Genomic DNA, 23,692 nt, shown 5'->3' with positions numbered 1-23,692 from the left:
AGATAACGAAAGGAGATACAGTAATGGGAATTAAAACATACAGCCCATATACACCTTCCAGAAGACAGATGACCGGATCTGATTTTGCTGAGATCACAAAGACAACTCCAGAGAAATCTCTGCTTGCATCCAAGAGCAAAACAGCTGGTCGTAACGCTCAGGGTAAAATTACAGTAAGACACCGCGGAGGCGGAGCTAAGAGAAAATACAGAATTATCGATTTTAAGAGAAATAAAGATGGAATTCCGGCAAAGGTAATCGGTATCGAGTACGATCCGAACAGAACAGCCAACATCGCTCTGATCTGCTACGCAGACGGCGAAAAAGCTTACATCCTTGCACCGCAGGGACTGACAGACGGAATGACAGTTATGAATGGACCGGAAGCGGAAGTAAGAGTAGGAAACTGCCTGCCGCTCTCTGAAATCCCGGTTGGTACACAGATTCACAACATTGAGCTTTATCCAGGAAGAGGCGGACAGCTCGTTCGTTCCGCTGGTAACAGCGCTCAGTTAATGGCTAAAGAAGGAAAATACGCTACACTTCGTCTTCCTTCAGGCGAAATGAGAATGGTACCGCTTGTATGCCGTGCATCAGTTGGTGTTGTTGGAAACGGCGAACACAACCTGATCAACATCGGTAAAGCAGGACGTAAACGCCATATGGGCATCAGACCTACAGTTCGTGGTTCTGTTATGAACCCGAATGACCATCCGCACGGTGGTGGTGAAGGTAAGACTGGTATTGGACGTCCAGGCCCGTCTACACCTTGGGGCAAACCGGCACTTGGTCTTAAGACAAGAAAGAAAAACAAAGCGTCTAATAAGCTGATCGTAAGAAGACGTGACGGAAAAGCTATCAAATAAACAGTTTTGAAGGAGGTTAAACCTAATGGCTCGTTCACTTAAAAAAGGACCATTCGCAGATGCGAGTTTACTGAAAAAAGTAGAAGCTATGAACGAATCCGGAGACAAGTCTGTTATCAAGACATGGTCCCGCCGTTCTACAATTTTCCCGATGATGATCGGTCATACAATCGCCGTTCATGACGGAAGAAAACATGTCCCGGTATATATCACAGAAGATATGGTTGGACACAAACTTGGAGAGTTTGTTGCAACAAGAACATACAGAGGACATGGAAAAGACGAAAAGAAATCCAGAGTAAGATAATAAACGTGTATTCGAAAGGAGGGTTCATCCATGGCTAAGGGACATAGATCTCAGATTAAAAGAGAAAGAAATGCGAACAAAGACACAAGACCATCAGCTAAGTTATCCTACGCAAGAGTCTCTGTTCAGAAAGCATGCTTCGTATTAGATGCCATCAGAGGTAAGGATGTAACAACAGCACTTGGAATTTTAACATACAACCCAAGATATGCTTCCAGCTTGATTAAGAAATTATTAGAATCAGCAATCGCAAACGCTGAAAACAATAACGGTATGTCACCAGAAAACCTTTACATCGCAGAATGCTATGCGAACAAAGGACCTACAATGAAACGTATCAGACCAAGAGCACAGGGTAGAGCTTACAGAATCGAAAAGAGAATGAGCCACATTACACTTGTGTTAGATGAAAGATAAGGAGGGCAATCATGGGACAGAAGGTTAATCCACACGGATTGAGAGTCGGTATCATCAAAGACTGGGATTCCAGATGGTATGCAGAAAAAGACTTCGGCGACAATCTGGTTGAAGACCACAAAATCAGAAAATTTCTTAAAAATAAATTATACAGTGCCGGAATCGCAAAGATCGAGATCGAAAGAGCATCTGACCGTGTAAAAATCATCGTTTACACAGCAAAACCGGGTGTGGTAATCGGTAAAGGCGGTTCTGAAATCGAGAAAGTGAAAGCAGAACTTCAGAAGATGACAGATAAGAAAGTTATCGTTGACATCAAAGAAGTAAAGAAACCGGACAGAGACGCTCAGCTCGTTGCTGAAAACATCGCACTTCAGCTTGAAAACCGTATTTCTTTCAGACGTGCTATGAAGTCCTGCATGAGCAGGACAATGAAGGCAGGAGCGCTTGGTGTGAAAACATCCGTTTCCGGACGTCTTGGCGGAGCTGATATGGCTCGTACAGAGTTCTACAGCGAAGGAACAATTCCGCTTCAGACACTTCGTGCAGACATTGACTATGGATTCGCTGAGGCAGACACAACTTACGGAAAAGTAGGTGTGAAAGTCTGGGTATACAAAGGCGAAGTTCTTCCAACAAAGGCTAATCAGGAAGGGAGCGATAAATAATGTTAATGCCAAAAAGAGTAAAACGTCGTAAACAGTTCCGTGGCTCCATGAGAGGTAAGGCTTTACGCGGAAATAAGATTACTAACGGTGAATATGGTCTTGTGGCAATGGAACCTTGCTGGATCCGTTCCAACCAGATTGAAGCTGCCCGTGTTGCTATGACTCGTTATATCAAACGTGGTGGTAAAGTCTGGATCAAGATTTTCCCAGATAAACCTGTAACTACGAAACCAGCTGAAACGCGTATGGGTTCCGGAAAAGGTACTCTTGAATACTGGGTAGCAGTTGTAAAACCAGGACGTGTTATGTTCGAACTTTCCGGAGTACCGGAAGAAGTTGCACGTGAAGCGCTGCGTCTTGCAATGCACAAATTACCTTGTAAATGTAAAATCGTTTCTCGCGCAGACTTAGAAGGCGGTGATAACAGTGAAAATTAATGCATTTGTAGAAGATTTAAGAAAAAAATCAGTTTCAGAATTGAATGAAGAATTAGTAGCTGCTAAAAAGGAACTCTTCAACCTGAGATTCCAGAACGCAACGAATCAGCTTGAAAATACAAGCAGGATCAAAGAAGTAAGAAAGAATATTGCCAGAATCCAGACAGTGATGACTGAGATGGCAAAGGCTGAGTAAGGAGGGAATGAACGTGGAAAGAAACCTGAGAAAAACAAGAGTTGGTAAGGTTGTCAGCGACAAAATGGACAAAACAATCGTAGTTGCAGTTGAAGACCATGTGAAACACCCGCTTTACAACAAAATCGTGAAGAGAACTTACAAATTAAAAGCACATGACGAAAACAACGAATGCAACATTGGAGATAAAGTAAAAGTTATGGAAACAAGACCGCTGTCCAAGGACAAGAGATGGAGACTTGTGGAAATAATGGAAAAAGTGAAATAATTTCACGATGGAGCAGAATATAAGGAGGTTACCTGCATGATTCAGCAAGAAAGCAGATTAAAAGTAGCAGATAACACAGGTGCTAAAGAATTACTTTGTATCCGTGTTATGGGCGGTTCTACAAGAAGATATGCAAATATCGGAGATGTGATCGTTGCTTCTGTTAAAGACGCAACACCAGGCGGCGTTGTTAAAAAAGGTGACGTTGTAAAGGCTGTCGTTGTTCGTACAGTAAAAGGCGCACGTCGTAAAGATGGTTCCTACATCAAATTCGATGAAAATGCTGCTGTTATTATCAGAGACGACAAGAACCCAAGAGGAACTCGTATTTTTGGACCAGTTGCGAGAGAACTTCGTGAGAAACAGTTCATGAAGATCGTATCTCTGGCTCCGGAAGTATTATAAGGAGGTACCTGAGAATGTCAACTATGAAAATTAAAAAAGGCGACACTGTTAAAGTTATCGCTGGAAAAGATAAAGACAAAGAAGGCAAAGTAATTTCCGTTGACAGAAAGAACGGAAGAGTTCTGGTAGAGGGTGTCAACATGCTGACAAAGCACACAAAACCAAGTGCTTCTAATCAGGAAGGCGGCATCATCCATCAGGAAGGACCTATTGATGCATCTAACGTAATGTACGTTCACAAGGGAAAAGCTACAAGAGTAGGTTTCAAGATGGACGGAGACAAGAAAGTACGTTACGCTAAATCAACAGGCGAAGTGATTGATTAATTCGAGAAAGGAGGTCTAGCGCTTTGAGTAGATTAAAAGAACAGTATCAGAACGAGATCGTAGACGCTCTGATCAAGAAATTTGGATATAAAAACATTATGGAAGTACCGAAGCTCGACAAAGTTGTTATCAACATGGGCGTAGGTGAAGCTAAAGAAAACCACAAACTTCTGGAATCTGCTATTGCTGACATGGAGACAATCACAGGTCAGAAAGCAGTTACAACAAAGGCTAAAAAGTCCGTGGCTAACTTCAAAATCAGAGAGGGTATGCCGATCGGATGTAAAGTTACATTAAGAGGTGAAAAAATGTACGAGTTCGTTGATCGTCTGATCAACCTTGCACTTCCTCGTGTACGTGACTTCAGAGGTGTAAATCCGAACGCATTTGACGGAAGAGGAAATTATGCCCTTGGAATCAAAGAACAGCTGATTTTCCCGGAAATCGAATACGATAAGGTTGACAAAGTTCGCGGTATGGACGTAATCTTCGTAACAACTGCAAAGACAGACGAAGAAGCTCGTGAATTACTGAAACAGTTCAACATGCCATTCGCAAAGTAGTAAAGGAGGAAAATCATGGCAAAGACAGCAATGAAAATCAAACAGCAGCGCAAACAGAAATTCTCCACAAGAGAATACAATCGCTGTAAAATCTGCGGCCGTCCGCATGCATATTTAAGAAAATATGGTATTTGCCGTATCTGCTTCCGTGAATTAGCTTACAAAGGAGAAATTCCGGGAGTAAAGAAAGCAAGCTGGTAGGCCCGTTAACTGCTTTACGCTCATCCCTGACCGGGATGTGCGGGGCGAAAGGCTGCTCTCCGGCATGTTCCGGAGAACTCCTTGAAAAAGGATATCCGCAGTCAGGAAACAAAATGAACCATTCCATAAGGAGGAAATTGAAAATGACTATGAGTGATCCAATCGCAGATATGCTTACAAGAATTCGTAACGCAAACACTGCAAAACATGATACAGTAGATGTACCGGCTTCCAAAATGAAAGTCGCTATCGCAGACATCCTTGTAAACGAAGGATATATTACAAAATATGATCTGATTGATGAAGGAAGCTTCAAAACAATCAGAATTACATTAAAATACGGCGCTGATAAGAACGAAAAAGTTATTACAGGATTAAAGAGAATCTCTAAACCGGGTCTTCGTGTATACGCAGGCAAGGAAGAGCTCCCGAAAGTACTTGGTGGACTTGGAACAGCAATCATCTCCACAAACCAGGGTGTAGTAACAGACAAAGAAGCAAGAAAACTCGGTGTTGGCGGAGAAGTACTCTGCTTCGTATGGTAAGCACTGAACACTTGGCGAGCACAAGCGCAAGCGCAGTGCGAGGTTAGTGTGAAGGCTGCTCCCAAGCGTCAGCGAAAACGAGCCGCAGGCGAAGTTTGAGCTTAGGCGCACGGAGCGAGGCATGTATATAGGGATATGATCCCCATGAAACTGAAAACAGAGCGGATCAGGTCCGTTCCGAAAATTTAAGTGTAGGAGGTATACGTTATGTCACGTATCGGAAGACTTCCGGTTGCAATCCCGGAAGGAGTAACTGTAGAAATTGCAGAGAACAATAAAGTGACTGTAACAGGTCCAAAAGGAACTCTCGTAAGAGAACTTCCAGTTGAAATGGAAATCAAAAAAGAAGACAATACAATCGTGGTTACAAGACCGAACGACTTAAAGAAAATGAAATCTTTACATGGTCTTACAAGAACGCTGATCAACAACATGGTGATCGGTGTAACTGAAGGATACCAGAAAGTTCTTGAAGTAAACGGTGTTGGTTACAGAGCGGCAAAAGCCGGAAAGAAACTTACATTAAGCCTTGGATACTCTCATCCGGTAGAGATGGAAGATCCGGAAGGAATTGAAACTGTACTTGAAGGACAGAACAAAATCATTGTTAAAGGTATCAGCAAAGAAAAAGTTGGCCAATACGCAGCTGAAATCAGAGACAAGAGAAGACCGGAACCTTACAAGGGCAAAGGTATCAAGTATGCTGATGAAGTTATCAGACGTAAAGTTGGTAAAACTGGTAAGAAATAAGTAAGGAGAGTGTGAAAATGGTTAGCAAAAAATCAAGAAGCGAAGTTCGTTTAAACAAGCATAGAAAGTTACGCAACCGTTTCAGCGGTACAGCTGAAAGACCACGTCTTGCTGTATTCAGAAGCAACAATCATATGTATGCTCAGATCATCGATGATACAGTTGGAAACACTCTGGTATCAGCTTCCACTCTTCAGAAGGACGTGAAAGCAGAACTGGAAAAAACCAACAATGTAGAAGCAGCAGCATATCTTGGAACGGTTATTGCTAAGAAAGCTCTGGAAAAGGGAATCAAGGAAGTTGTCTTTGACAGAGGCGGCTTTATATATCAGGGAAAAGTCAAAGCATTAGCAGACGCAGCTAGAGAAGCTGGACTGGAATTCTAGAAGTTGAGGAGGAAAACACAGATGAGACGTAATCACATTGATGCTAGTCAGTTAGAGTTAAATGAAAAAGTAGTATCAATTAAACGTGTAACCAAAGTTGTTAAAGGTGGCCGTCACTTCAGATTCACAGCTTTAGTAGTTGTCGGCGATGGAAAAGGCCATGTTGGTGCAGGTTTAGGTAAAGCGGCAGAAATTCCGGAAGCAATCCGCAAAGGAAAAGAAGACGCAATGAAAAACATCATCACAGTTGCACTGAATGATGAAGAAAGTATCACTCATGATATGTATGGAAAATTCGGAAGCGCAACAGTACTTCTGAAAAACGCTCCGGAAGGTACCGGAGTTATTGCCGGCGGTCCGGCCCGTGCCGTGATCGAGATGGCAGGAATCAAGAATATCCGTACAAAATCTTTAGGTTCCAACAACAAACAGAACGTAGTACTCGCTACTCTGAACGGCCTGAAGAATGTAAAGACACCGGAGGACGTTGCAAGACTTCGCGGCAAATCTATTGAAGAGATCGTAGGCTAAGGAGGACGGTTAACATGGCAAATTTGAAAATCACATTAGTGAAATCAACAATCGGTGCCATTCCGAAGCATAAAAAAACAGTTGAAGCATTAGGTTTAAAGAAGATGCACAAAACAGTTGTACTTCCGGACAATGCTGCAACAAGAGGTATGGTACAGCAGGTAAGACATTTAGTAAAAGTGGAAGAAGAAGCTTAATATCAGATAAGGAGGTGTCATAATGGACTTATCAAATTTAAGACCAGCTGATGGTTCAAAACACAGCGATAATTTCAGAAGAGGCCGTGGACACGGATCTGGAAATGGTAAGACAGCCGGAAAAGGACACAAAGGTCAGAAAGCACGTTCCGGAGCAACAAGACCGGGATTTGAAGGTGGACAGATGCCATTATACAGACGTATTCCGAAGAGAGGTTTCACAAACAGAAATACAAAGGAAATCGTTGGTATCAATGTAAGCGCATTAGAAGCATTTGAAAATGATGCAGTTGTTTCAGTAGCAGCTTTAATCGAAAAAGGAATCATTAAGAACCCGAAAGACGGCGTTAAGATTCTTGGAAATGGAGAGTTAACCAAAAAGCTTACAGTTCAGGCTAATGCTTTCAGCGAAGGCGCAAAAGCTAAAATTGAGGCTCTTGGTGGAAAAGCAGAGGTGATCTAATTGCTTCAGACAGTCCGTAGGGCATTTCAGGTTGAAGAGATCAGACAGAGACTGTTCTTCACATTTTTGATGCTGATTGTTGTAAGACTCGGATCCGAACTCCCGACACCGGGGGTGGATCCGACATACATCCAGAACTTTTTTGCGAGCCAGACCGGAGATGCATTTAACTTTTTTGATGCATTTACCGGAGGTTCCTTTACCCAGATGTCCGTTTTTGCGTTGAGCATTACGCCGTACATCACTTCCTCAATTATCGTTCAGCTTCTTACAATTGCGATTCCGAAGTTGGAAGAGCTCCAGAAAGAAGGAGAAGAAGGAAGAAAGAAGATGACGGCGATTACGCGTTATCTTACAGTTGCGCTCGCATTAATCGAGTCTGCTGCAATGGCAATCGGATTTGGACGTCAGGGTCTTCTTGTAGAGTTTAATTTTGTGAATGCAGCTGTTGTCATCATGACACTGACAGCCGGTTCTACTTTGTTGATGTGGATTGGTGAACGTATTACAGAAAAAGGTGTTGGAAACGGTATTTCCATCGTACTTCTGATCAACATTCTCTCCAGAATTCCACAGGACTTCGTGACGTTATACAGTCAGTTTATGAGCGGTAAAAGTCTTGCTAATGCAGCTCTCGCGGCTGTTATTATCCTGTTGATTCTGCTTGTAGTGATTGTTTTTGTTATCATTCTGCAGGATGCGGTTCGGAAGATTCCGGTACAGTATTCTCAGAAGGTTGTCGGAAGAAAAACAATAGGCGGGCAGTCTACCAATATTCCACTGAAGGTTAACACAGCAGGAGTAATCCCGGTTATCTTCGCATCTTCTCTGATGCAGTTCCCTATTGTTATCGCTTCTTTCCTTGGAAAAGGAGACGGGGACGGTATCGGAAGTGAAATACTGAGAGGCCTGAATTCAAACAACTGGTGTGATCCATCAAATCTTCAGTATTCATGGGGATTAATCGTATATATCCTCCTGACAGTATTTTTTGCATATTTCTATACGAGTATTACATTCAATCCGATGGAAATTGCAAACAATATGAAAAAAAGCGGAGGTTTTATCCTTGGTATCAGACCAGGAAAACCGACGGTCGAATATTTGACAAAGATCCTGAATTATATCATTTTCATCGGAGCGTGCGGTCTTGTAATTGTACAGATTATTCCGTTCTTCTTCAACGGAGTATTCGGTGCAAATGTTTCTTTCGGAGGAACATCCATGATTATTATCGTAGGTGTCGTTCTGGAAACAATCAAGAAAGTCGAATCCATGATGCTTGTTCGTAATTACAAAGGATTTTTAAATACCTGATGATTTTAGCTCGCGGAAGATTTTTTCGCGAGTTAAAGTTCTATAAAGAGATAATATGGAGGTACGCAGTATGAAAGTAATTATGTTAGGTGCACCGGGGGCAGGTAAAGGAACCCAGGCAAAGAAGATCGCGGCAAAATACCAGATTCCTCACATTTCCACGGGAGACATTTTCCGGGCAAATATTAAAGAGGGAACAGAACTTGGAAAAAAAGCAAAAGAATACATGGATCAGGGACTTCTTGTGCCGGACGAACTGACAGTAGATCTTGTAATTGACCGTGTAAAACAGGATGACTGCAAAAACGGATATGTACTCGACGGATTTCCGCGTACAATTCCGCAGGCAGAGGCTCTTGACAAGGCACTTGCCGCACTTGGTGAAAAAATGGATTATGCAATTGATGTAGATGTTCCGGATGAGAATATTGTAAACCGTATGGGCGGAAGAAGAGCGTGTGTCGGATGTGGAGCTACATACCATATTGTCTATGCTGCGCCGAAACAGGAGAATATCTGCGATGTTTGCGGTAAAGAGCTGATTTTGAGAGATGACGACAAACCGGAAACAGTTCAGAAGCGCTTGAACGTATACCATGAGCAGACACAGCCGCTGATTGACTACTACAACAATGCAGGTATTCTGCGTGAAGTAGACGGAACAGTCGACATTGACGACGTATTCGCAGCAATTGTAAAAATTCTTGGAGAATAAAAATGTCCGTGAAAATCAAATCAGCCCGCGAGATAGAGTTGATGACGGAAGCCGGAAGAATTCTTGGAGAAGTTCACAGGGAGCTTGGAAGGGGAATCCGGCCGGGGATGTCAACCGCTGATATTGATCATCTGGGGGAGGAGATCATCCGAAGTTACGGATGCACTCCCTCCTTCCTCGGTTATAATGGATATCCGGCTTCGATCTGTGTATCTGTCAATGAGGAAGTCGTACATGGAATTCCGGACCGGCACAGAATCATAAGAGAAGGAGATATCGTTTCTCTGGATGCAGGGGTTATTTACAAAGGCTATCATTCCGATGCTGCCAGGACGCACATACTGGGAGATGCGGGAGAAGAAGTCAGAAAACTCGTGGAAGTGACGAGGCAAAGTTTCTTTGAAGGTATGAAATATGCAAAAGAGGGTTATCATTTATATGATATTTCCCGCGCAATCGGAACATATGCCGGATATTTCGGGTATGGAGTTGTCAGGGAACTTTGCGGCCATGGGATCGGAACGAAGCTGCATGAAGATCCCCAGATTCCAAACTTCGCAATGCCGCGCAGAGGACTGAGGCTGAAGGCAGGAATGACCCTTGCGGTTGAACCGATGATTAATCTTGGGACAGCGGATGTCAAATGGATGAGGGATGGCTGGACTGTGGTGACAAAAGACAGGAAACCTTCCGCACACTATGAAAATACCATTCTGATTACAGAGGGAGAACCGAAAATTTTGACATTGTCGGAGGAAGAGGGCAAAGAGGAGACTTAGATGTTAAGTTATGAACCGGGAATGCTTGTGAGATCACTTGCAGGGCATGACAAAGGAAAGCTTTATATTATAATAGAAGAAAGAGATCAGATGCTTCTGCTTTCGGACGGGAAGATCCGGACTATGGAGAGGCCGAAAGCAAAAAAAGTCATGCATGTCCAGCTGATCAAAGAAAAGCTGGAAGAGAAGGAAATGACGGATATTTCCATCCGTTCATTCATAAAAAAATATCAGAAAGAACACATGTAAAAGGGATTCAAAAAGGAGGAACAGCATGTCAAAGGCTGACGTAATCGAAATTGAAGGAACTGTTGTTGAGAAACTGCCAAACGCAATGTTCCAGGTAGAACTGGAAAACGGACACCAGGTGCTTGCACACATCAGTGGAAAGCTCCGCATGAATTTTATCAAAATCTTACCGGGTGACAAAGTAACTCTGGAACTTTCACCGTATGATTTATCTAAAGGAAGAATTATCTGGAGAGATAAATAAAAAAAGTATTGACTTTTGAAGAGAGAAAAACTATAATATTAGATGCCGTTCGTGGGCGAAGTCCGCACAAACGGCAGCAACAGTAGGTTTACAAGGTATGAAAGGAGGATTTGACATGAAGGTTAGATCATCAGTAAAACCGATTTGCGAAAAATGCAAAGTTATCAAGAGAAAAGGCAGTATCAGAATTATCTGCGAAAATCCGAAGCACAAACAGCGTCAGGGCTAATCAGGCTGACAAAGCAGTGATTTGGAACATGAATTAGGCGGCTGATAGTGTGACACGCCAGGCGGTGTGTAGCGCTATTTTAAATATACAAGGCACCGCAGGATGGGCCATTGTATATTGCTTCTAATACCGGCAGTCATGAACCCAAAGGTTGCCGGAAAGGGCATATTTAACATACCGGATATGCCTGGGCACATCAGTATTCCGTCAAATACGGTATGCCCCAGTTAAAGACAATATGAAACAAAACATGTAAAAATGGAGGAAAACAAGTATGGCTCGTATTGCAGGTGTTGACTTACCAAGAGACAAACGTGTAGAAATCGGTCTGACTTACATCTACGGAATCGGAAGAGTAAGTTCCAACCGTATCTTAACAGAAGCAGGAGTAAATCCTGACACAAGATGCAGAGATCTGACAGACGAAGAAGTTAAGAGAATCAGCTCTGTTATCGATGAAACTCAGGTTGTTGAAGGTGATCTTAGAAGAGAGATCGCTATGAACATCAAGAGATTACAGGAAATCGGATGCTACAGAGGAATCCGTCATAGAAAAGGACTTCCGGTTCGTGGACAGAAGACAAAGACAAATGCCAGAACAAGAAAAGGTCCGAAGAGAACAGTAGCAAATAAGAAGAAATAGTACACAATATTCAAGAAAGTAGGTTAGTTTAAATGGCAAAGAAAGTTGCAAAGAAAGTAACAAAAAAACGTGTCAAGAAAAACGTTGAACATGGACAGGCACATATTCAGTCATCTTTCAATAACACAATCGTTACTCTGACAGATGCACAGGGAAATGCTTTATCATGGGCAAGTGCCGGCGGTCTGGGATTTAGAGGTTCAAGGAAATCTACTCCATATGCAGCACAGATGGCAGCTGAGACAGCAGCTAAGGCAGCATTAGTACATGGTCTGAAATCAGTAGACGTTATGGTAAAGGGACCAGGTTCAGGAAGAGAAGCAGCAATCCGTGCGCTTCAGGCATGCGGAATTGATGTAACAAGCATCAAAGATGTAACTCCGGTACCACACAATGGTTGCCGCCCACCAAAACGTAGAAGAGTCTAATTAGGAGGAAAAGAGCATGGCAGTAAATAGAGTTCCGGTTCTGAAAAGATGCCGTTCCCTCGGAATGGATCCGATTTATTTAGGAATTGATAAAAAGTCCAAAAGACAGTTAAAAAGATCTAATAGAAAAATGAGCGAGTATGCACTTCAGTTACGTGAAAAGCAGAAAGCAAAATTCATCTACGGCGTATTAGAAAAACCGTTCCGTAACTACTACAAGAGAGCAAAACAGATGAACGGTATGACAGGTACAAACCTGATGATCCTTCTTGAAACACGTCTTGACAACATCATCTTCCGTATGGGATTTGCCAGAACAAGACGCGAAGCAAGACAGATCGTTGATCACAAGCACGTACTCGTAAACGGCAAGCAGGTGAATATTCCGTCCTACCTTGTAAAGGCCGGTGATGTAATCGAAATCAAAGAGAAATGCAAAGGTTCTCAGAGATATAAAGATATCCTTGAGGTAACAGCAGGACGTCTTGTACCGGCATGGTTAGATGTAGATGCAGAAAGCTTAAAAGGAACAGTAAAGGAACTTCCGACACGCGATGAGATCGATGTACCGGTTGATGAAATGCTGATCGTCGAATTATATTCTAAATAATAACCCGTAAAACGTGCTGATAGCAGGAGGGAACTTATAGTGTTTGATTTTAATAAACCGAATATCGAAATCACAGAAATGTCAGAAGATAAAAGATACGGCAGATTTGTTGTGGAGCCGCTGGAAAGAGGCTACGGAACAACACTCGGAAACAGTCTGAGAAGAATTATGCTGTCCTCTCTGCCTGGAGCTGCAATTAGCCAGGTAAAGATCGATGGTGTACTTCATGAATTCAGTTCCATTCCGGGAGTGAAGGAAGACGTTACTGAGATTATCATGAATCTGAAGACATTGGCGATTAAAAACACTTCAGAAACAGACGAACCAAAAACAGCTTATATCGAATTTGAAGGAGAAGGCGTTGTAACAGGCGCTGATATTCAGGTGGATTCTGATATTGAAATCATGAATCCGGATGTTGTCATTGCTACGCTGAACGGTGGAGCAGACAGCAAGCTTTACATGGAGCTGACCATCACAAAAGGAAGAGGTTATGTAAGCTCGGATAAGAACAAGAAGGAAGATCTTCCGATCGGCGTGATCCCGATTGATTCTATCTACACTCCTGTAGAGCGTGTAAATCTGACTGTACAGAATACTCGTGTCGGACAGATTACAGACTATGATAAGCTGACGCTGGATGTATATACAAACGGTACCCTGCTTCCGGATGAGGCAGTCAGCCTTGCGGCAAAAGTGTTAAACGAACATCTGAAGCTCTTTATTGATCTCTCCGAAGTGGCTCAGGCTGCTGAAGTGATGATCGAAAAAGAAGATGATGAGAAAGAAAAAGTTCTTGAGATGAGTATCGATGAGCTGGAACTTTCTGTTCGTTCTTACAACTGCCTGAAGAGAGCTGGAATCAATACCGTAGAAGAGCTGACAAACAGAACTCCTGAGGATATGATGAAAGTACGTAATCTGGGACGTAAGTCTTTAGAAGAAGTGTTAGCAAAATTGAAAGAACTCGGCCTCGAACTCAGCCAGGGAGAGGAATAGAGAATAAGATAATTTCCTGCCGGTAAGCCCGATGTGCGCGGCAGGGCATTTGACTAGTAAGCCCGAAGATGCATAATCAGATGTAAATAATGGAGGAAAAGAACAATGGCAAAGTATAGAAAGCTTGGAAGAAGAAGTGATTTAAGAAAGGCTCTGTTAAGAAATCAGGTTACAGCTCTTTTAAATCATGGAAGAATCAGAACAACAGAAGCGAAAGCGAAAGAAATCCGCAAAATCGCTGAAGGTCTGATTGCAATGGCTGTAAAAGAAAAAGATAACTTCGAAGAAGTAACTGTAACAGCAAAAGTTGCACGTAAAGATGCTGACGGAAAGCGCGTGAAAGAAGTTGTAGACGGAAAGAAAGTAACCGTTTACGATGAAGTTGAGAAGAAGATCAAAAAAGATCTTCCATCCAGACTGCATGCACGCCGCCAGATGCTGAAAGTTCTCGTTCCGGTTAAAGAAGTTGTAGACGGAAAGAAGAAAGCTCCGAAGGAAGTAGATCTTGTTGAAAAATTATTCACAGAGATCGCTCCGAAATACGAAGGACGTAACGGTGGTTACACAAGAATCGTAAAGATTGGACAGCGTAAAGGTGACGCTGCGATGGAAGTATTCATCGAGTTAGTTTAATATTGAGAACATAAACGGTTTTCCTTTTATGGAAAGCCGTTTTTTATGTTTTAGAAATGAGTTACAGTCATAAAGTAATCGGAAAAATGACGAAGACAATCATAAAATCAGGCATTCGTTTATGCAAAAAGTAGAAAGAGTTTTCTTCGTTAAAAAATTATCAAAAATGAATTGACAAATAATTAACGATGAACTATACTAAGCACAGTGAAACGATAAAAACGTTTTAGAGTTTAGGAGGAAGATAAGCATGGCGACAAAGAAAAAAGAAGCACCAGCAATTATTGACAATGTGGAAGCTCTTATTGAAAAAATCAAAGCAATGAAAGAAGCTCAGAAGGTATTTGCTACTTTTACACAGGAACAGGTCGATAAGATCTTTTTTGAAGCAGCAATGGCAGCTAACAAGGCTCGTATCCCGCTGGCAAAGATGGCAGTGGAAGAAACCGGAATGGGCGTTGTCGAAGATAAGATTATTAAAAATCACTATGCGGCTGAATATATTTACAATGCATATAAAAATACAAAGACATGCGGTGTGATCGAAGAAGACACAGCATACGGAATCAAAAAGATTGCAGAGCCAATCGGTCTGATTGCCGCTGTTATTCCTACGACAAACCCGACATCTACAGCAATCTTCAAGACACTGATTGCGTTAAAGACAAGAAATGCAATCATTATCAGCCCGCATCCACGTGCAAAAGCATGTACGATTGCGGCAGCCAAAGTTGTGCTTGACGCAGCTGTCAAAGCAGGTGCTCCGGAAGGCATTATCGGATGGATCGATGTTCCGTCTCTGGAACTGACAAATGAAGTCATGAGAGATGCTGATATTATCCTCGCTACAGGCGGCCCTGGAATGGTAAAAGCTGCATACTCCTCCGGAAAACCGGCACTTGGAGTAGGTGCAGGAAATACACCGGCAATTATTGATGAGACAGCAGACATCAAACTTGCTGTAAACTCCATCATTCATTCTAAAACGTTTGATAACGGTATGATCTGTGCTTCTGAACAGTCCGTAACTGTTCTGGAGAGTGTATACGAAGAAGTAAAGAAAGAATTCGCTTATCGCGGATGCTACTTCTTAAAGAAGGATGAGATCGAAAAAGTAAGAAAAACGATCATTATCAACGGTGCCCTGAATGCGAAGATCGTAGGACAGAGCGCATACACAATTGCAAAACTTGCAGGAGTAGACGTTCCTGAAAATACAAAGATCCTGATCGGTGAAGTAGAATCCGTAGATATCTCTGAAGAATTTGCTCATGAGAAACTTTCTCCGGTACTTGCAATGTATAAAGCGAAGACATTTGACGAGGCTATCGCAAAGGCAGAGCAGCTTGTTGCAGACGGTGGATATGGACATACTTCTTCCCTGTACATCAATACAGCAGAGAAAGAAAAAATGGCTAAACATGCTGCAGCAATGAAGACCTGCCGTATCCTGATCAACACACCTTCTTCCCAGGGTGGTATCGGTGATTTATACAACTTCAAACTTGCTCCATCTCTGACACTTGGATGTGGATCCTGGGGAGGCAACTCCGTATCCGAAAACGTAGGAGTGAAACATCTGATCAACATTAAGACAGTTGCCGAGAGGAGAGAGAATATGCTTTGGTTCAGAACACCTGAAAAAGTTTACTTTAAAAAAGGATGTATGCCGGTGGCTCTCGACGAGCTCGGAACAGAGATGCACAAAAAGAAAGCATTCATCGTTACTGATACATTCTTATACAAGAATGGTTATGTAAAACCGATCGAAGAAAAACTCGATGAGATGGGAATTCAGCATACATGCTTCTACGAAGTGGCACCGGACCCGACTTTACAGTGCGCACTCAAAGGTACAGACCAGATGAGAGCATTCGAGCCGGATACAATCATCGCTCTTGGCGGTGGATCCGCAATGGACGCAGCAAAGATCATGTGGGTAATGTATGAACATCCGGAAGCAAACTTTGAAGACATGGCTATGGACTTCATGGATATCCGGAAGAGAGTTTACAAATTCCCTAAGATGGGAGAGAAAGCTTACTTTGTAGCAATCCCGACTTCTTCAGGTACAGGTTCCGAGGTGACACCGTTTGCGATCATCACAGACGCTGACACAGGTGTAAAATGGCCTCTGGCTGACTACGAATTACTTCCAAACATGGCGATCGTTGATGTTGACAACATGATGACACAGCCGAAAGGACTGACGAGTGCATCCGGTATTGACGTTATGACACATGCGATCGAGGCTTATGTATCCATCATGGCTACAGAATATACAGATGGTCTTGCATTAAAGGCAATCAAGACAGTATTTGATTACCTTCCGGCAGCTTACGAAAAGGGAGCGGCAGACCCGATTGCGAGAGAGAAGATGGCAAACGCTTCCTGTATGGCAGGTATGGCATTCGCCAACGCATTCCTTGGACTGAACCACTCCATGGCTCACAAACTTGGTGCGTTCCACCACATTCCGCACGGTGTGGCAAATGCGCTGCTTCTGACAAACGTAATCCGCTACAATGCTGCAGAAGTACCGGTTAAGATGGGAACATTCTCACAGTACCAGTATCCGCACGCTCAGGCAAGATATGCTGAGGCAGCAAGATTTGCAGGAATCTGCGGCAAGGATGATGCTGAGACAGTAGAATTATTCTGTGAAAAACTGGAAGAATTAAAGAAAGCAATCGGAATTCCGAAAACGATCAAAGAATGGGGAATCAAGGAAGAAGACTTCCTCGCTACACTGGACGAAATGGTAGAACAGGCATTCAATGATCAGTGTACAGGAGCAAACCCGAGATACCCGCTGATGAGCGAAATCAAAGAGCTTTACCTGAAATCCTACTACGGCAACTAAATGATATTCGTACTTCATATGCAAGGTGTGGCAGGAATTGCGCACCTTGCATATTTTGTAAAAAAATCGTATAAAATGTGCAGTCAATATATAAAATAACGAAAAGTTTGTTAAAAAATTTACCAATATAAGAATGTTATGGTATAATAAGGATAAATCGAAGATCAGTTTTGACAGACAGGAGGTAATCTTATGAAACTGGAAAATGTAATCGTAGAACGCCCATACAAAAAAGTATACCGTTGCGACGAGGGGATCGCGAAAGTTTTTGAACCATCTCATCCAAAGGAAGATGTATTTAATGAAGCGCTCAATCAGGCAAGAGTCGAGGCAACAGGGTTAAATATTCCAAAGGTAAAAAGTGTAAATGAAATTGATGGAAAATGGGCACTTGTCATTGATTATAAAGAGGGAAAGACACTCGAAGAGCTGATGCAGGAAAATCCGGATAAGATGGACGAGTACATGGAGCAGTTTGTGGATCTTCAGCTTGAGATTCACAGCAAGACAGCACCGCTTTTAGGAAAACTCAAAGACAAACTGAACCGCCAGATCAACAGTCTGAAAGATGTGGTGGATGCTACGACCAGATATGAACTCCTGACAAGACTGGACAGCATGCCAAAGCATCACAAAGTATGTCATGGTGATTTTAATCCAAGCAACGTGATCGTAGGAGAAGACGGATCCCTCTATGTGGTTGACTGGGCTCATGCCACACAGGGAAACGCAAGTGCGGATGCAGCCATGACCTACCTTCTGTTTGCACTGAAGGATCAGAAGCTCGCTGATAAATACATGGATCTGTTCTGCAGGAAGAGCGATACGGCAAAACAGTACGTACAGCAGTGGCTTCCGATCGTTGCGGCAGCACAGCTTACAAAGAAACATACGATGGAACAAGATTTCCTTATGAAATGGATCGATATCTTCGATTATCAGTAAATGATTATGAATTTACACACGCCGGACCTTGCGGGTCCGGCGTATTTATTTCGGCCGGGACCTTTAGAAAGACTGGTTTTATCCGGAGGAAAAACGTGATAAAATGGAAAGACATAAAAGGGGGACGAAATATGGTAATCAGAGAAACAAAAAAGGAGGATCTGAAACAGGTCATGGAAATTATCAGGATGGCCCAGAAGCTTTTTAAAGAGAGCGGGATCAATCAGTGGCAGGATGGCTATCCAAACAAAGAAGTCCTTCTGGGAGATATCCGGAAGAGACAGAGCTACGTGGCAGAAGAAGAGGGGAGACTGATCGGTACAGCGGTGCTTTCTCCTGAAAGAGAGAGTACATATGAAAAGATAGAGAAAGGAGAATGGCTGACGGGACCGGATGCGGACTATGTCGTCATTCACAGAATCGCGACACACAGAGATTACAAAAGGCGCGGAACAGCCGGCAGTTTTTTGAAAAAAGCCGAGGATCTGGGCAGAGAACATGGAGCCGGGAGTATTCGGATTGATACGCATCCGGACAACCGGATCATGCAGAACTGGTTGAAAAAGAACGGTTTTTCCTACTGTGGATGGATCTGGCTTGTAACCGGAGATCTGCGCTATGCCTATGAAAAGTTGTTATAAAGTGGTAAGAAAGTATATACTTTTTTTAGAAAAGCTTTAGATTTCTTCCATGGTTTCTACACAGACGCCATGCTATACTAAAACAAGAAAATGAAGGGAGATACGCAATGAAAGAAGTTAAATCACCTAGAAAACCTTTTATCATATATGCGCTCGTGGTTGCGGTAGTCATCCTTCTGCTGAACGGGCTGTTGTTCCCGAACATACTGGAGCAGAGGACAGAAGAAGTCGATTACGGTACATTTATGACGATGACAGAAAATAAAGAGATTGGACTTGTGGAGGTTCAGGATACAGAAATCGTTTTTACGGACAAGAATCAGGAACATGTCTACAAGACCGGTGTGATGAATGATCCCGGACTGGTGGAGCGTCTTCATGATGCGGGAGCGAAATTCTCCCAGAATATCGAAGAGCAGATGCCGGTATGGATGAGCCTGCTGCTTTCCTACGTTATTCCGATTGCCATCTTTCTGTTTATCGGGAACTGGCTTTCGAAAAAAATGGCAAGCAAGATGGGCGGGCCGAATTCCATGGCGTTCGGAATGGGAAAGAGCAATGCCAAGATTTATGTTCAGTCCGACTCCGGAATTCACTTTTCGGATGTGGCAGGTGAGGAGGAAGCCAAGGAGCTTTTAAGTGAGATCGTTGATTTCCTTCATAATCCGGCAAGATACAGAGAGATCGGTGCTTCCATGCCGAAAGGAGCCCTTCTCGTAGGCCCTCCTGGTACCGGTAAGACGCTGCTTGCCAAGGCAGTAGCCGGAGAGGCAAATGTTCCGTTCTTCTCCATTTCCGGATCGGAGTTCGTAGAGATGTTTGTCGGAATGGGCGCTGCCAAAGTGCGTGACCTCTTCAAACAGGCGAACGAGAAGGCGCCGTGTATCGTCTTCATTGATGAGATCGATACCATCGGTAAAAAGAGGGACGGACAGATTGGCGGCAATGACGAACGGGAACAGACGCTGAACCAGCTTCTGACAGAGATGGATGGTTTTGACGGTTCCAAAGGTGTTGTGATTCTGGCGGCAACGAACCGTCCGGATTCTCTGGACCCGGCGCTGTTAAGACCGGGGCGTTTTGACCGAAGGATTCCGGTTGAGCTTCCGGATATGCAGGGAAGAGCGGATATTCTGAGAGTCCATGCAAAGAAGATCAAGATCGCTGATAATGTGGACTTTAACGAGATTGCCAAGATGACAGCAGGTGCTTCCGGTGCGGAGCTTGCCAATATTGTCAATGAGGCTGCTTTAAAGGCGGTAAGAGAGCACAGGAAATTTGCGACCCAGGCCGACATGGAAGAGAGCGTGGAAGTAGTTATCGCAGGATATGAGAAGAAGACCCGTGTGCTGTCCAACAAGGAGAAGCTGCAGGTGGCATACCACGAGGTAGGACATGCCCTGGTGGCCGCGTTGCAGACCCATTCCGCGCCGGTTCAGAAGATCACGATTATTCCAAGGACAAGCGGCGCACTTGGATATACGATGCAGGTGGATGAGAAAGAGCATTTCCTGATGTCAAAAGAGGAACTGGAAAATAAAATCGCAACCTTCACAGGAGGACGTGCGGCGGAAGAGCTGATTTTCCACTCCAGCTCCACAGGAGCGTCCAATGATATTGAACAGGCGACAAAGCTTGCAAGAGCAATGATTACTCAGTATGGTATGTCAGATGAGTTTGATATGGTGGCTCTTCAGCATATCAGCAACCAGTATCTGGGTGGAGACGCATCCCTTGCCTGCTCCGATGAGACAGCATCCTACATTGATAAAAAGGTAGTTGAACTTGTACGGACACAGCATGAGAAAGCAAGAAGAATTCTGGAGGAGAATATCATGAAGCTTCATGATATTGCAAAATATCTCTATGAACACGAAACCATCACCGGCGATGAGTTTATGGAAATACTGAATCGCAGACCGGAACAGGCAGGAGGTCCGGTGCAGGAATAAAGAAAAAAAGAAACGCTATGCAGAAATCGGGAGAGATCCTGATCTGCATAGCGTTTTCATATGCAAATTATTAAAAATCCGCCGGCGTAATGCCGGGTCAGCAAGGATGTGTTGTCAGAAACTTATTAGAAAAATACATTTCCTCCTACGACAGTTCCACTGTGACCGGTAGATGCGGCGCGGAACTGATAACATCCGCTGACAGATGCAAGCCGTTTGCCGTTGAGGGCATCTCTTGCTACCTGATAACAGATGGAGCTTGGTCCCCGGTTCAGAACTTTACTGAGACTTCCGTTCCAGGTCGGGGAAAACTGTCCGCTCTGGTAAATGACGCCTTTTAATGTATTAGGATATCTTGGACTCTCTACACGGTTCATAATGACGGTAGCAACAGCGAGAAGCCCGTCGTATCCGCCTCCGCCTGCCTCGCATTCCAGAATTGCCGCAAACAGAACGAGGTCGCTTGTTTCGGCAGGAGCAGAAGGTTTCTGGGTAGTTGAATTATCGGCCGGCGGCTTCTGATTTCCTGAATTAGACGTATTGTTATTATTGTTATTGCTGCTGTTATTTGAGCTGCCGGAGGAATTTCCGCCGGAAGGCTTCTGGGTATCCGCAGGTTTCTGAGCAGATGCCTCCTGCTTATTGTCAGAAGATGATTCGCTTTTGCCGGAGTCTTTGTCAGAAGAAGTATCTGATTCGAGTTCGCTCGTACCGGCTGCATTGTAAGAGTCTGTTGTCGTTTCCAGTGCTTTTTTTGCAGCTTCTTCAGCGGCCTTTGCAGCAGCAAGTGCCTGGGAAGAAGCAGTAAGCTGTCCGTTGGTTGATTCAATCCGGGAATTCAATTCAGCCTGCTTGGATGTCATCTGCTGTTTCATGGCATCCAGTTCTTCTTTTTGTTTCTTCAGATTTTTCTCTTTTTGATCGATATCCTGACGCAGATCCTGCAGCTGCTTGAGCATTTTACGGTCGTATTCCGTAACGCTTGATACAAAGTCCACACGGTTCAGAAATTCGCCCATGCTGTCTGAAGTAAGAAGAATTTCGAGAAAAGAAACATTCCCGCTTTCATATATGTACTGAATACGTTTCTTCATCGACTGATACTGCAGATCTTCATTCACCTGTGCGGCAGCCAGATCAAGCTCTGTCTGCTCGGCTTCTTTATTCGTGCTTTCAATCTTCGCGGCAAGGGAGGTGATTTCCCCGCTGATAGAAGAAAGCTGCTCATTCAAATCCTGTAATTCGGACTGGAGATCCTGTGTTTCCTTTTCCAGATCAGCTACGGAATCCTCTGCATATACAAGAACAGGGGAAGCCATCAGAACGGCGGCACAGGTAAAAGCAGTACATGCACGCAGTAAAGGTTTAAGTTTTGCTTTCATCATACCGAATCCTTTCGTAAAATTAAATACAGATAGAGTATACTATAAATTGCGGAATTAATCAAATTTTGATAGAATATAAATAATTATGTAGGCCAAGAGTCATTTATGAAGAAAGGATAACGAAAATGGGAAGCAGGACAAAAGAAGCAGAGTTTGAAGAATACAGGCTCCGGATTTATCCATGGGTGCGGGAAATCCCGGGGGATGCGGCCGGATGGGAGAAAGAGGGCTGTTCGCCGGAAGACACCCCGCTTCTGTCTTTTGTGGACGGTCTGATGACGGTATTTGTAATACAGAAAGAAGAAGAGGTTTTTGAAATTTTGAAAGATTCGATGCTCCCGGAAGGGATGACACCGGAAGAGATTTACCGGACTGCCTGCGAGAATCTGGCAAGGGATGTGGAGTTTGTCTTTTCCAATACCCTGTTTGGAGGATTCGGCGTGATTGCGGACGGAGTACACGAGGCAAGTGCGCTGTGTCTGCGTCACGTCTGGGAAGTCTGTACGGAAAAGCTGCAGGACGATGTGGTGATCATGGCACCTTCCAGGGATCTGCTTTTATTTGCGCCAAAGTCGGATAGAAAGACCGTGCAGTCCATGATTCAGTTTGGGGAGCAGGGATGGCTGCAGAGTGAGCACAGGCTGACAAAGCGGCTGTATCAATATTCCAGAGAAAGAAAGGAACTGACAGGTTATGAGAGAGATTAAGATGATCGGGCTGGATCTGGACGGTACGCTGCTCAACAGTGAGAAAAAGGTGACGAAATATTCAGAAGAAGTACTCAAAGAGGCGATCCGTCAGGGAGTAACGGTCCTTGTGGCAACCGGACGGCCACTGTCCGGAGTGCCGGAGTTTATGAGAGAGTTTCCGGGGATGCGGTATATTCTGACTGCAAACGGAGCTAGAATCTATGACAGAAAAGATGGAGAGAAGCTTCTTTTTTCGCATCTTTTGTCCAACGAAGATGCATCTAGAGTGTTGGACATATTTGAAGAATACGACACACTGAGAGATGTCTATTATGACGGAGTCGGGTACGCGAATCGTGCCGCGATTGAACAGGTGGAAAAATATTATCCCGAGCCGGGCATGCGTGAGTACATCAGGAAGACGAGAAAACGGGTGGACAATGTCAGGGACAAGATGAAGGAGTTTTCCTTTGGAATGGATAAGATCCAGGCTGTGTTTGCAGATCTGGATGAGAGAAAAGAGGCAATGAGACGGCTGAAAGAGACGACAAATCTTGCTGTTACCGGAGCTTTGGTCAATAATGTCGAAGTCAATGCGGCAGGTGTCAATAAAGGAAACGGGCTTCTGGAGCTTGGAAAGCTTCTTGGAATTACAAAAGATGAGATTATGGCCTGCGGGGACGGACTCAATGACCTGGTGATGCTTCAGACAGTGGGATTCGGCGTTGCCATGGCAAACGGCCATGAGGAAGTCAAAAAGCATGCGGATTATATTACGCTTACCAACGAAGAGAACGGCGTGGCAAAGGCAATAGAGAAGTTTGTACTGAGGTAGGGGAGGTTCA

The 23,692-nt window shown here is 43.8% G+C and carries 35 protein-coding genes; 34 read left to right on the top strand and 1 reads right to left on the bottom strand.

The window, feature by feature from the left end:
* Positions 1 to 23: 23 nt before the first annotated feature.
* The 32 genes from rplB to ftsH all read left to right on the top strand — a co-directional run bounded on the left by rplB (position 24) and on the right by ftsH (position 20,773).
* Positions 24 to 866, top strand: a complete 843-nt coding sequence (gene rplB / locus H6A32_RS06585) for a 50S ribosomal protein L2 (RefSeq protein ID WP_087168681.1) — start codon at positions 24 to 26, stop codon at positions 864 to 866.
* A 25-nt stretch (positions 867 to 891) separates the two neighbouring features.
* Positions 892 to 1,173, top strand: a complete 282-nt coding sequence (rpsS, locus tag H6A32_RS06580) for a 30S ribosomal protein S19 (RefSeq protein WP_024731856.1) — start codon at positions 892 to 894, stop codon at positions 1,171 to 1,173.
* A gap of 30 nt (positions 1,174 to 1,203) precedes the next feature.
* Positions 1,204 to 1,590 (top strand): 50S ribosomal protein L22, encoded by a 387-nt coding sequence (rplV, locus tag H6A32_RS06575; RefSeq protein ID WP_048620766.1) that lies wholly within the window; start codon positions 1,204 to 1,206, stop codon positions 1,588 to 1,590.
* A gap of 11 nt (positions 1,591 to 1,601) precedes the next feature.
* Complete coding sequence (gene rpsC / locus H6A32_RS06570; RefSeq protein ID WP_087168680.1) at positions 1,602 to 2,258, top strand: 30S ribosomal protein S3; 657 nt, start codon at positions 1,602 to 1,604, stop codon at positions 2,256 to 2,258.
* Positions 2,258 to 2,695 carry a 50S ribosomal protein L16 gene (gene rplP / locus H6A32_RS06565; RefSeq protein ID WP_087168679.1) on the top strand — a complete coding sequence of 146 codons (438 nt, stop codon included), beginning with the start codon at positions 2,258 to 2,260 and terminating at the stop codon, positions 2,693 to 2,695. The genes rpsC and rplP overlap by 1 nt, the downstream gene beginning before the upstream one ends.
* The gene (rpmC, locus tag H6A32_RS06560) at positions 2,685 to 2,891 is read left to right on the top strand and encodes a 50S ribosomal protein L29 (protein WP_087168678.1); all 207 of its coding nucleotides are present in this window, start codon (positions 2,685 to 2,687) and stop codon (positions 2,889 to 2,891) included. The genes rplP and rpmC overlap by 11 nt, the downstream gene beginning before the upstream one ends.
* A 7-nt stretch (positions 2,892 to 2,898) precedes the next feature.
* Positions 2,899 to 3,159 carry a 30S ribosomal protein S17 gene (rpsQ, locus tag H6A32_RS06555; RefSeq protein ID WP_171027953.1) on the top strand — a complete coding sequence of 87 codons (261 nt, stop codon included), beginning with the start codon at positions 2,899 to 2,901 and terminating at the stop codon, positions 3,157 to 3,159.
* A 36-nt stretch (positions 3,160 to 3,195) separates the two neighbouring features.
* Complete coding sequence (rplN, locus tag H6A32_RS06550; protein ID WP_087168677.1) at positions 3,196 to 3,564, top strand: 50S ribosomal protein L14; 369 nt, start codon at positions 3,196 to 3,198, stop codon at positions 3,562 to 3,564.
* 14 nt (positions 3,565 to 3,578) lie between these two features.
* The gene (gene rplX / locus H6A32_RS06545; RefSeq protein WP_087168676.1) at positions 3,579 to 3,890 is read left to right on the top strand and encodes a 50S ribosomal protein L24; all 312 of its coding nucleotides are present in this window, start codon (positions 3,579 to 3,581) and stop codon (positions 3,888 to 3,890) included.
* Positions 3,891 to 3,913: 23 nt separating this feature from the next.
* Positions 3,914 to 4,453: a 50S ribosomal protein L5 gene (rplE, locus tag H6A32_RS06540; RefSeq protein WP_087168675.1), complete on the top strand. Its 540-nt coding sequence runs from the start codon at positions 3,914 to 3,916 to the stop codon at positions 4,451 to 4,453.
* Positions 4,454 to 4,468: 15 nt separating this feature from the next.
* The gene (locus H6A32_RS06535; protein ID WP_024731865.1) at positions 4,469 to 4,654 is read left to right on the top strand and encodes a type Z 30S ribosomal protein S14; all 186 of its coding nucleotides are present in this window, start codon (positions 4,469 to 4,471) and stop codon (positions 4,652 to 4,654) included.
* Between the two features lie 143 nt (positions 4,655 to 4,797).
* Positions 4,798 to 5,199, top strand: coding sequence for a 30S ribosomal protein S8 (gene rpsH, locus H6A32_RS06530; RefSeq protein ID WP_087168674.1), 402 nt, complete (start codon positions 4,798 to 4,800; stop codon positions 5,197 to 5,199).
* A 207-nt stretch (positions 5,200 to 5,406) separates the two neighbouring features.
* Positions 5,407 to 5,949, top strand: coding sequence for a 50S ribosomal protein L6 (rplF, locus tag H6A32_RS06525; RefSeq protein ID WP_087168673.1), 543 nt, complete (start codon positions 5,407 to 5,409; stop codon positions 5,947 to 5,949).
* 17 nt (positions 5,950 to 5,966) lie between these two features.
* Complete coding sequence (gene rplR / locus H6A32_RS06520) at positions 5,967 to 6,335, top strand: 50S ribosomal protein L18 (RefSeq protein ID WP_087168672.1); 369 nt, start codon at positions 5,967 to 5,969, stop codon at positions 6,333 to 6,335.
* Positions 6,336 to 6,356: 21 nt separating this feature from the next.
* On the top strand, positions 6,357 to 6,866 hold the full coding sequence (rpsE, locus tag H6A32_RS06515; protein WP_087168671.1) for a 30S ribosomal protein S5: 510 nt from the start codon (positions 6,357 to 6,359) through the stop codon (positions 6,864 to 6,866).
* Between the two features lie 14 nt (positions 6,867 to 6,880).
* The gene (rpmD, locus tag H6A32_RS06510) at positions 6,881 to 7,063 is read left to right on the top strand and encodes a 50S ribosomal protein L30 (RefSeq protein ID WP_024731870.1); all 183 of its coding nucleotides are present in this window, start codon (positions 6,881 to 6,883) and stop codon (positions 7,061 to 7,063) included.
* 22 nt (positions 7,064 to 7,085) lie between these two features.
* Entirely contained in the window at positions 7,086 to 7,526 is a 441-nt protein-coding gene (gene rplO / locus H6A32_RS06505) for a 50S ribosomal protein L15 (protein WP_087168670.1), read from the top strand.
* On the top strand, positions 7,527 to 8,843 hold the full coding sequence (gene secY, locus H6A32_RS06500) for a preprotein translocase subunit SecY (protein ID WP_087254954.1): 1,317 nt from the start codon (positions 7,527 to 7,529) through the stop codon (positions 8,841 to 8,843).
* A gap of 70 nt (positions 8,844 to 8,913) precedes the next feature.
* Positions 8,914 to 9,558: an adenylate kinase gene (locus tag H6A32_RS06495; RefSeq protein WP_087168668.1), complete on the top strand. Its 645-nt coding sequence runs from the start codon at positions 8,914 to 8,916 to the stop codon at positions 9,556 to 9,558.
* 2 nt (positions 9,559 to 9,560) lie between these two features.
* On the top strand, positions 9,561 to 10,337 hold the full coding sequence (gene map, locus H6A32_RS06490) for a type I methionyl aminopeptidase (RefSeq protein WP_204863972.1): 777 nt from the start codon (positions 9,561 to 9,563) through the stop codon (positions 10,335 to 10,337).
* Entirely contained in the window at positions 10,338 to 10,586 is a 249-nt protein-coding gene (locus tag H6A32_RS06485; RefSeq protein WP_118636487.1) for a KOW domain-containing RNA-binding protein, read from the top strand. It abuts the gene before it with no gap.
* Between the two features lie 25 nt (positions 10,587 to 10,611).
* On the top strand, positions 10,612 to 10,830 hold the full coding sequence (infA, locus tag H6A32_RS06480; protein ID WP_004607275.1) for a translation initiation factor IF-1: 219 nt from the start codon (positions 10,612 to 10,614) through the stop codon (positions 10,828 to 10,830).
* Positions 10,831 to 10,945: 115 nt separating this feature from the next.
* Positions 10,946 to 11,059 carry a 50S ribosomal protein L36 gene (gene rpmJ, locus H6A32_RS06475; protein WP_003022746.1) on the top strand — a complete coding sequence of 38 codons (114 nt, stop codon included), beginning with the start codon at positions 10,946 to 10,948 and terminating at the stop codon, positions 11,057 to 11,059.
* A gap of 274 nt (positions 11,060 to 11,333) precedes the next feature.
* Complete coding sequence (gene rpsM / locus H6A32_RS06470) at positions 11,334 to 11,702, top strand: 30S ribosomal protein S13 (protein WP_087168665.1); 369 nt, start codon at positions 11,334 to 11,336, stop codon at positions 11,700 to 11,702.
* Between the two features lie 32 nt (positions 11,703 to 11,734).
* Positions 11,735 to 12,130 carry a 30S ribosomal protein S11 gene (gene rpsK / locus H6A32_RS06465; protein WP_024731877.1) on the top strand — a complete coding sequence of 132 codons (396 nt, stop codon included), beginning with the start codon at positions 11,735 to 11,737 and terminating at the stop codon, positions 12,128 to 12,130.
* Between the two features lie 16 nt (positions 12,131 to 12,146).
* On the top strand, positions 12,147 to 12,740 hold the full coding sequence (gene rpsD, locus H6A32_RS06460) for a 30S ribosomal protein S4 (RefSeq protein WP_087168664.1): 594 nt from the start codon (positions 12,147 to 12,149) through the stop codon (positions 12,738 to 12,740).
* Positions 12,741 to 12,779: 39 nt separating this feature from the next.
* The gene (locus tag H6A32_RS06455; RefSeq protein ID WP_087168663.1) at positions 12,780 to 13,739 is read left to right on the top strand and encodes a DNA-directed RNA polymerase subunit alpha; all 960 of its coding nucleotides are present in this window, start codon (positions 12,780 to 12,782) and stop codon (positions 13,737 to 13,739) included.
* A gap of 105 nt (positions 13,740 to 13,844) precedes the next feature.
* The gene (locus H6A32_RS06450; protein WP_087168662.1) at positions 13,845 to 14,372 is read left to right on the top strand and encodes a bL17 family ribosomal protein; all 528 of its coding nucleotides are present in this window, start codon (positions 13,845 to 13,847) and stop codon (positions 14,370 to 14,372) included.
* A gap of 250 nt (positions 14,373 to 14,622) precedes the next feature.
* On the top strand, positions 14,623 to 17,235 hold the full coding sequence (gene adhE, locus H6A32_RS06445) for a bifunctional acetaldehyde-CoA/alcohol dehydrogenase (protein WP_087254948.1): 2,613 nt from the start codon (positions 14,623 to 14,625) through the stop codon (positions 17,233 to 17,235).
* Between the two features lie 192 nt (positions 17,236 to 17,427).
* Positions 17,428 to 18,180: a phosphotransferase family protein gene (locus H6A32_RS06440; protein WP_087168660.1), complete on the top strand. Its 753-nt coding sequence runs from the start codon at positions 17,428 to 17,430 to the stop codon at positions 18,178 to 18,180.
* A 131-nt stretch (positions 18,181 to 18,311) separates the two neighbouring features.
* Positions 18,312 to 18,821, top strand: a complete 510-nt coding sequence (locus H6A32_RS06435; RefSeq protein WP_204863971.1) for a GNAT family N-acetyltransferase — start codon at positions 18,312 to 18,314, stop codon at positions 18,819 to 18,821.
* Positions 18,822 to 18,928: 107 nt separating this feature from the next.
* Positions 18,929 to 20,773: an ATP-dependent zinc metalloprotease FtsH gene (gene ftsH, locus H6A32_RS06430; RefSeq protein WP_087168658.1), complete on the top strand. Its 1,845-nt coding sequence runs from the start codon at positions 18,929 to 18,931 to the stop codon at positions 20,771 to 20,773.
* Between the two features lie 125 nt (positions 20,774 to 20,898).
* On the opposite strand, the gene H6A32_RS06425 is transcribed toward ftsH, so the two are convergent.
* Positions 20,899 to 22,155 carry a cell wall hydrolase gene (locus H6A32_RS06425; RefSeq protein WP_242959071.1) on the bottom strand — a complete coding sequence of 419 codons (1,257 nt, stop codon included), beginning with the start codon at positions 22,153 to 22,155 and terminating at the stop codon, positions 20,899 to 20,901.
* A 128-nt stretch (positions 22,156 to 22,283) separates the two neighbouring features.
* On the opposite strand from H6A32_RS06425, the gene H6A32_RS06420 reads away from it, so the two are divergent.
* A complete protein-coding gene (locus tag H6A32_RS06420) occupies positions 22,284 to 22,865 on the top strand; it encodes a hypothetical protein (RefSeq protein ID WP_087168656.1) in 582 nt (193 codons plus the stop codon).
* Entirely contained in the window at positions 22,852 to 23,682 is an 831-nt protein-coding gene (locus tag H6A32_RS06415; protein ID WP_087168655.1) for a Cof-type HAD-IIB family hydrolase, read from the top strand. Before H6A32_RS06420 ends, H6A32_RS06415 begins: the two co-directional genes overlap by 14 nt.
* Positions 23,683 to 23,692: the final 10 nt, after the last annotated feature.

Source organism: Drancourtella massiliensis (assembly GCF_016900655.1).
In the GTDB taxonomy this organism is placed as follows: Bacteria; Bacillota; Clostridia; order Lachnospirales; family Lachnospiraceae; genus Sellimonas; species Sellimonas catena.
This window is presented reverse-complemented; position numbering and strand designations above follow the sequence as displayed.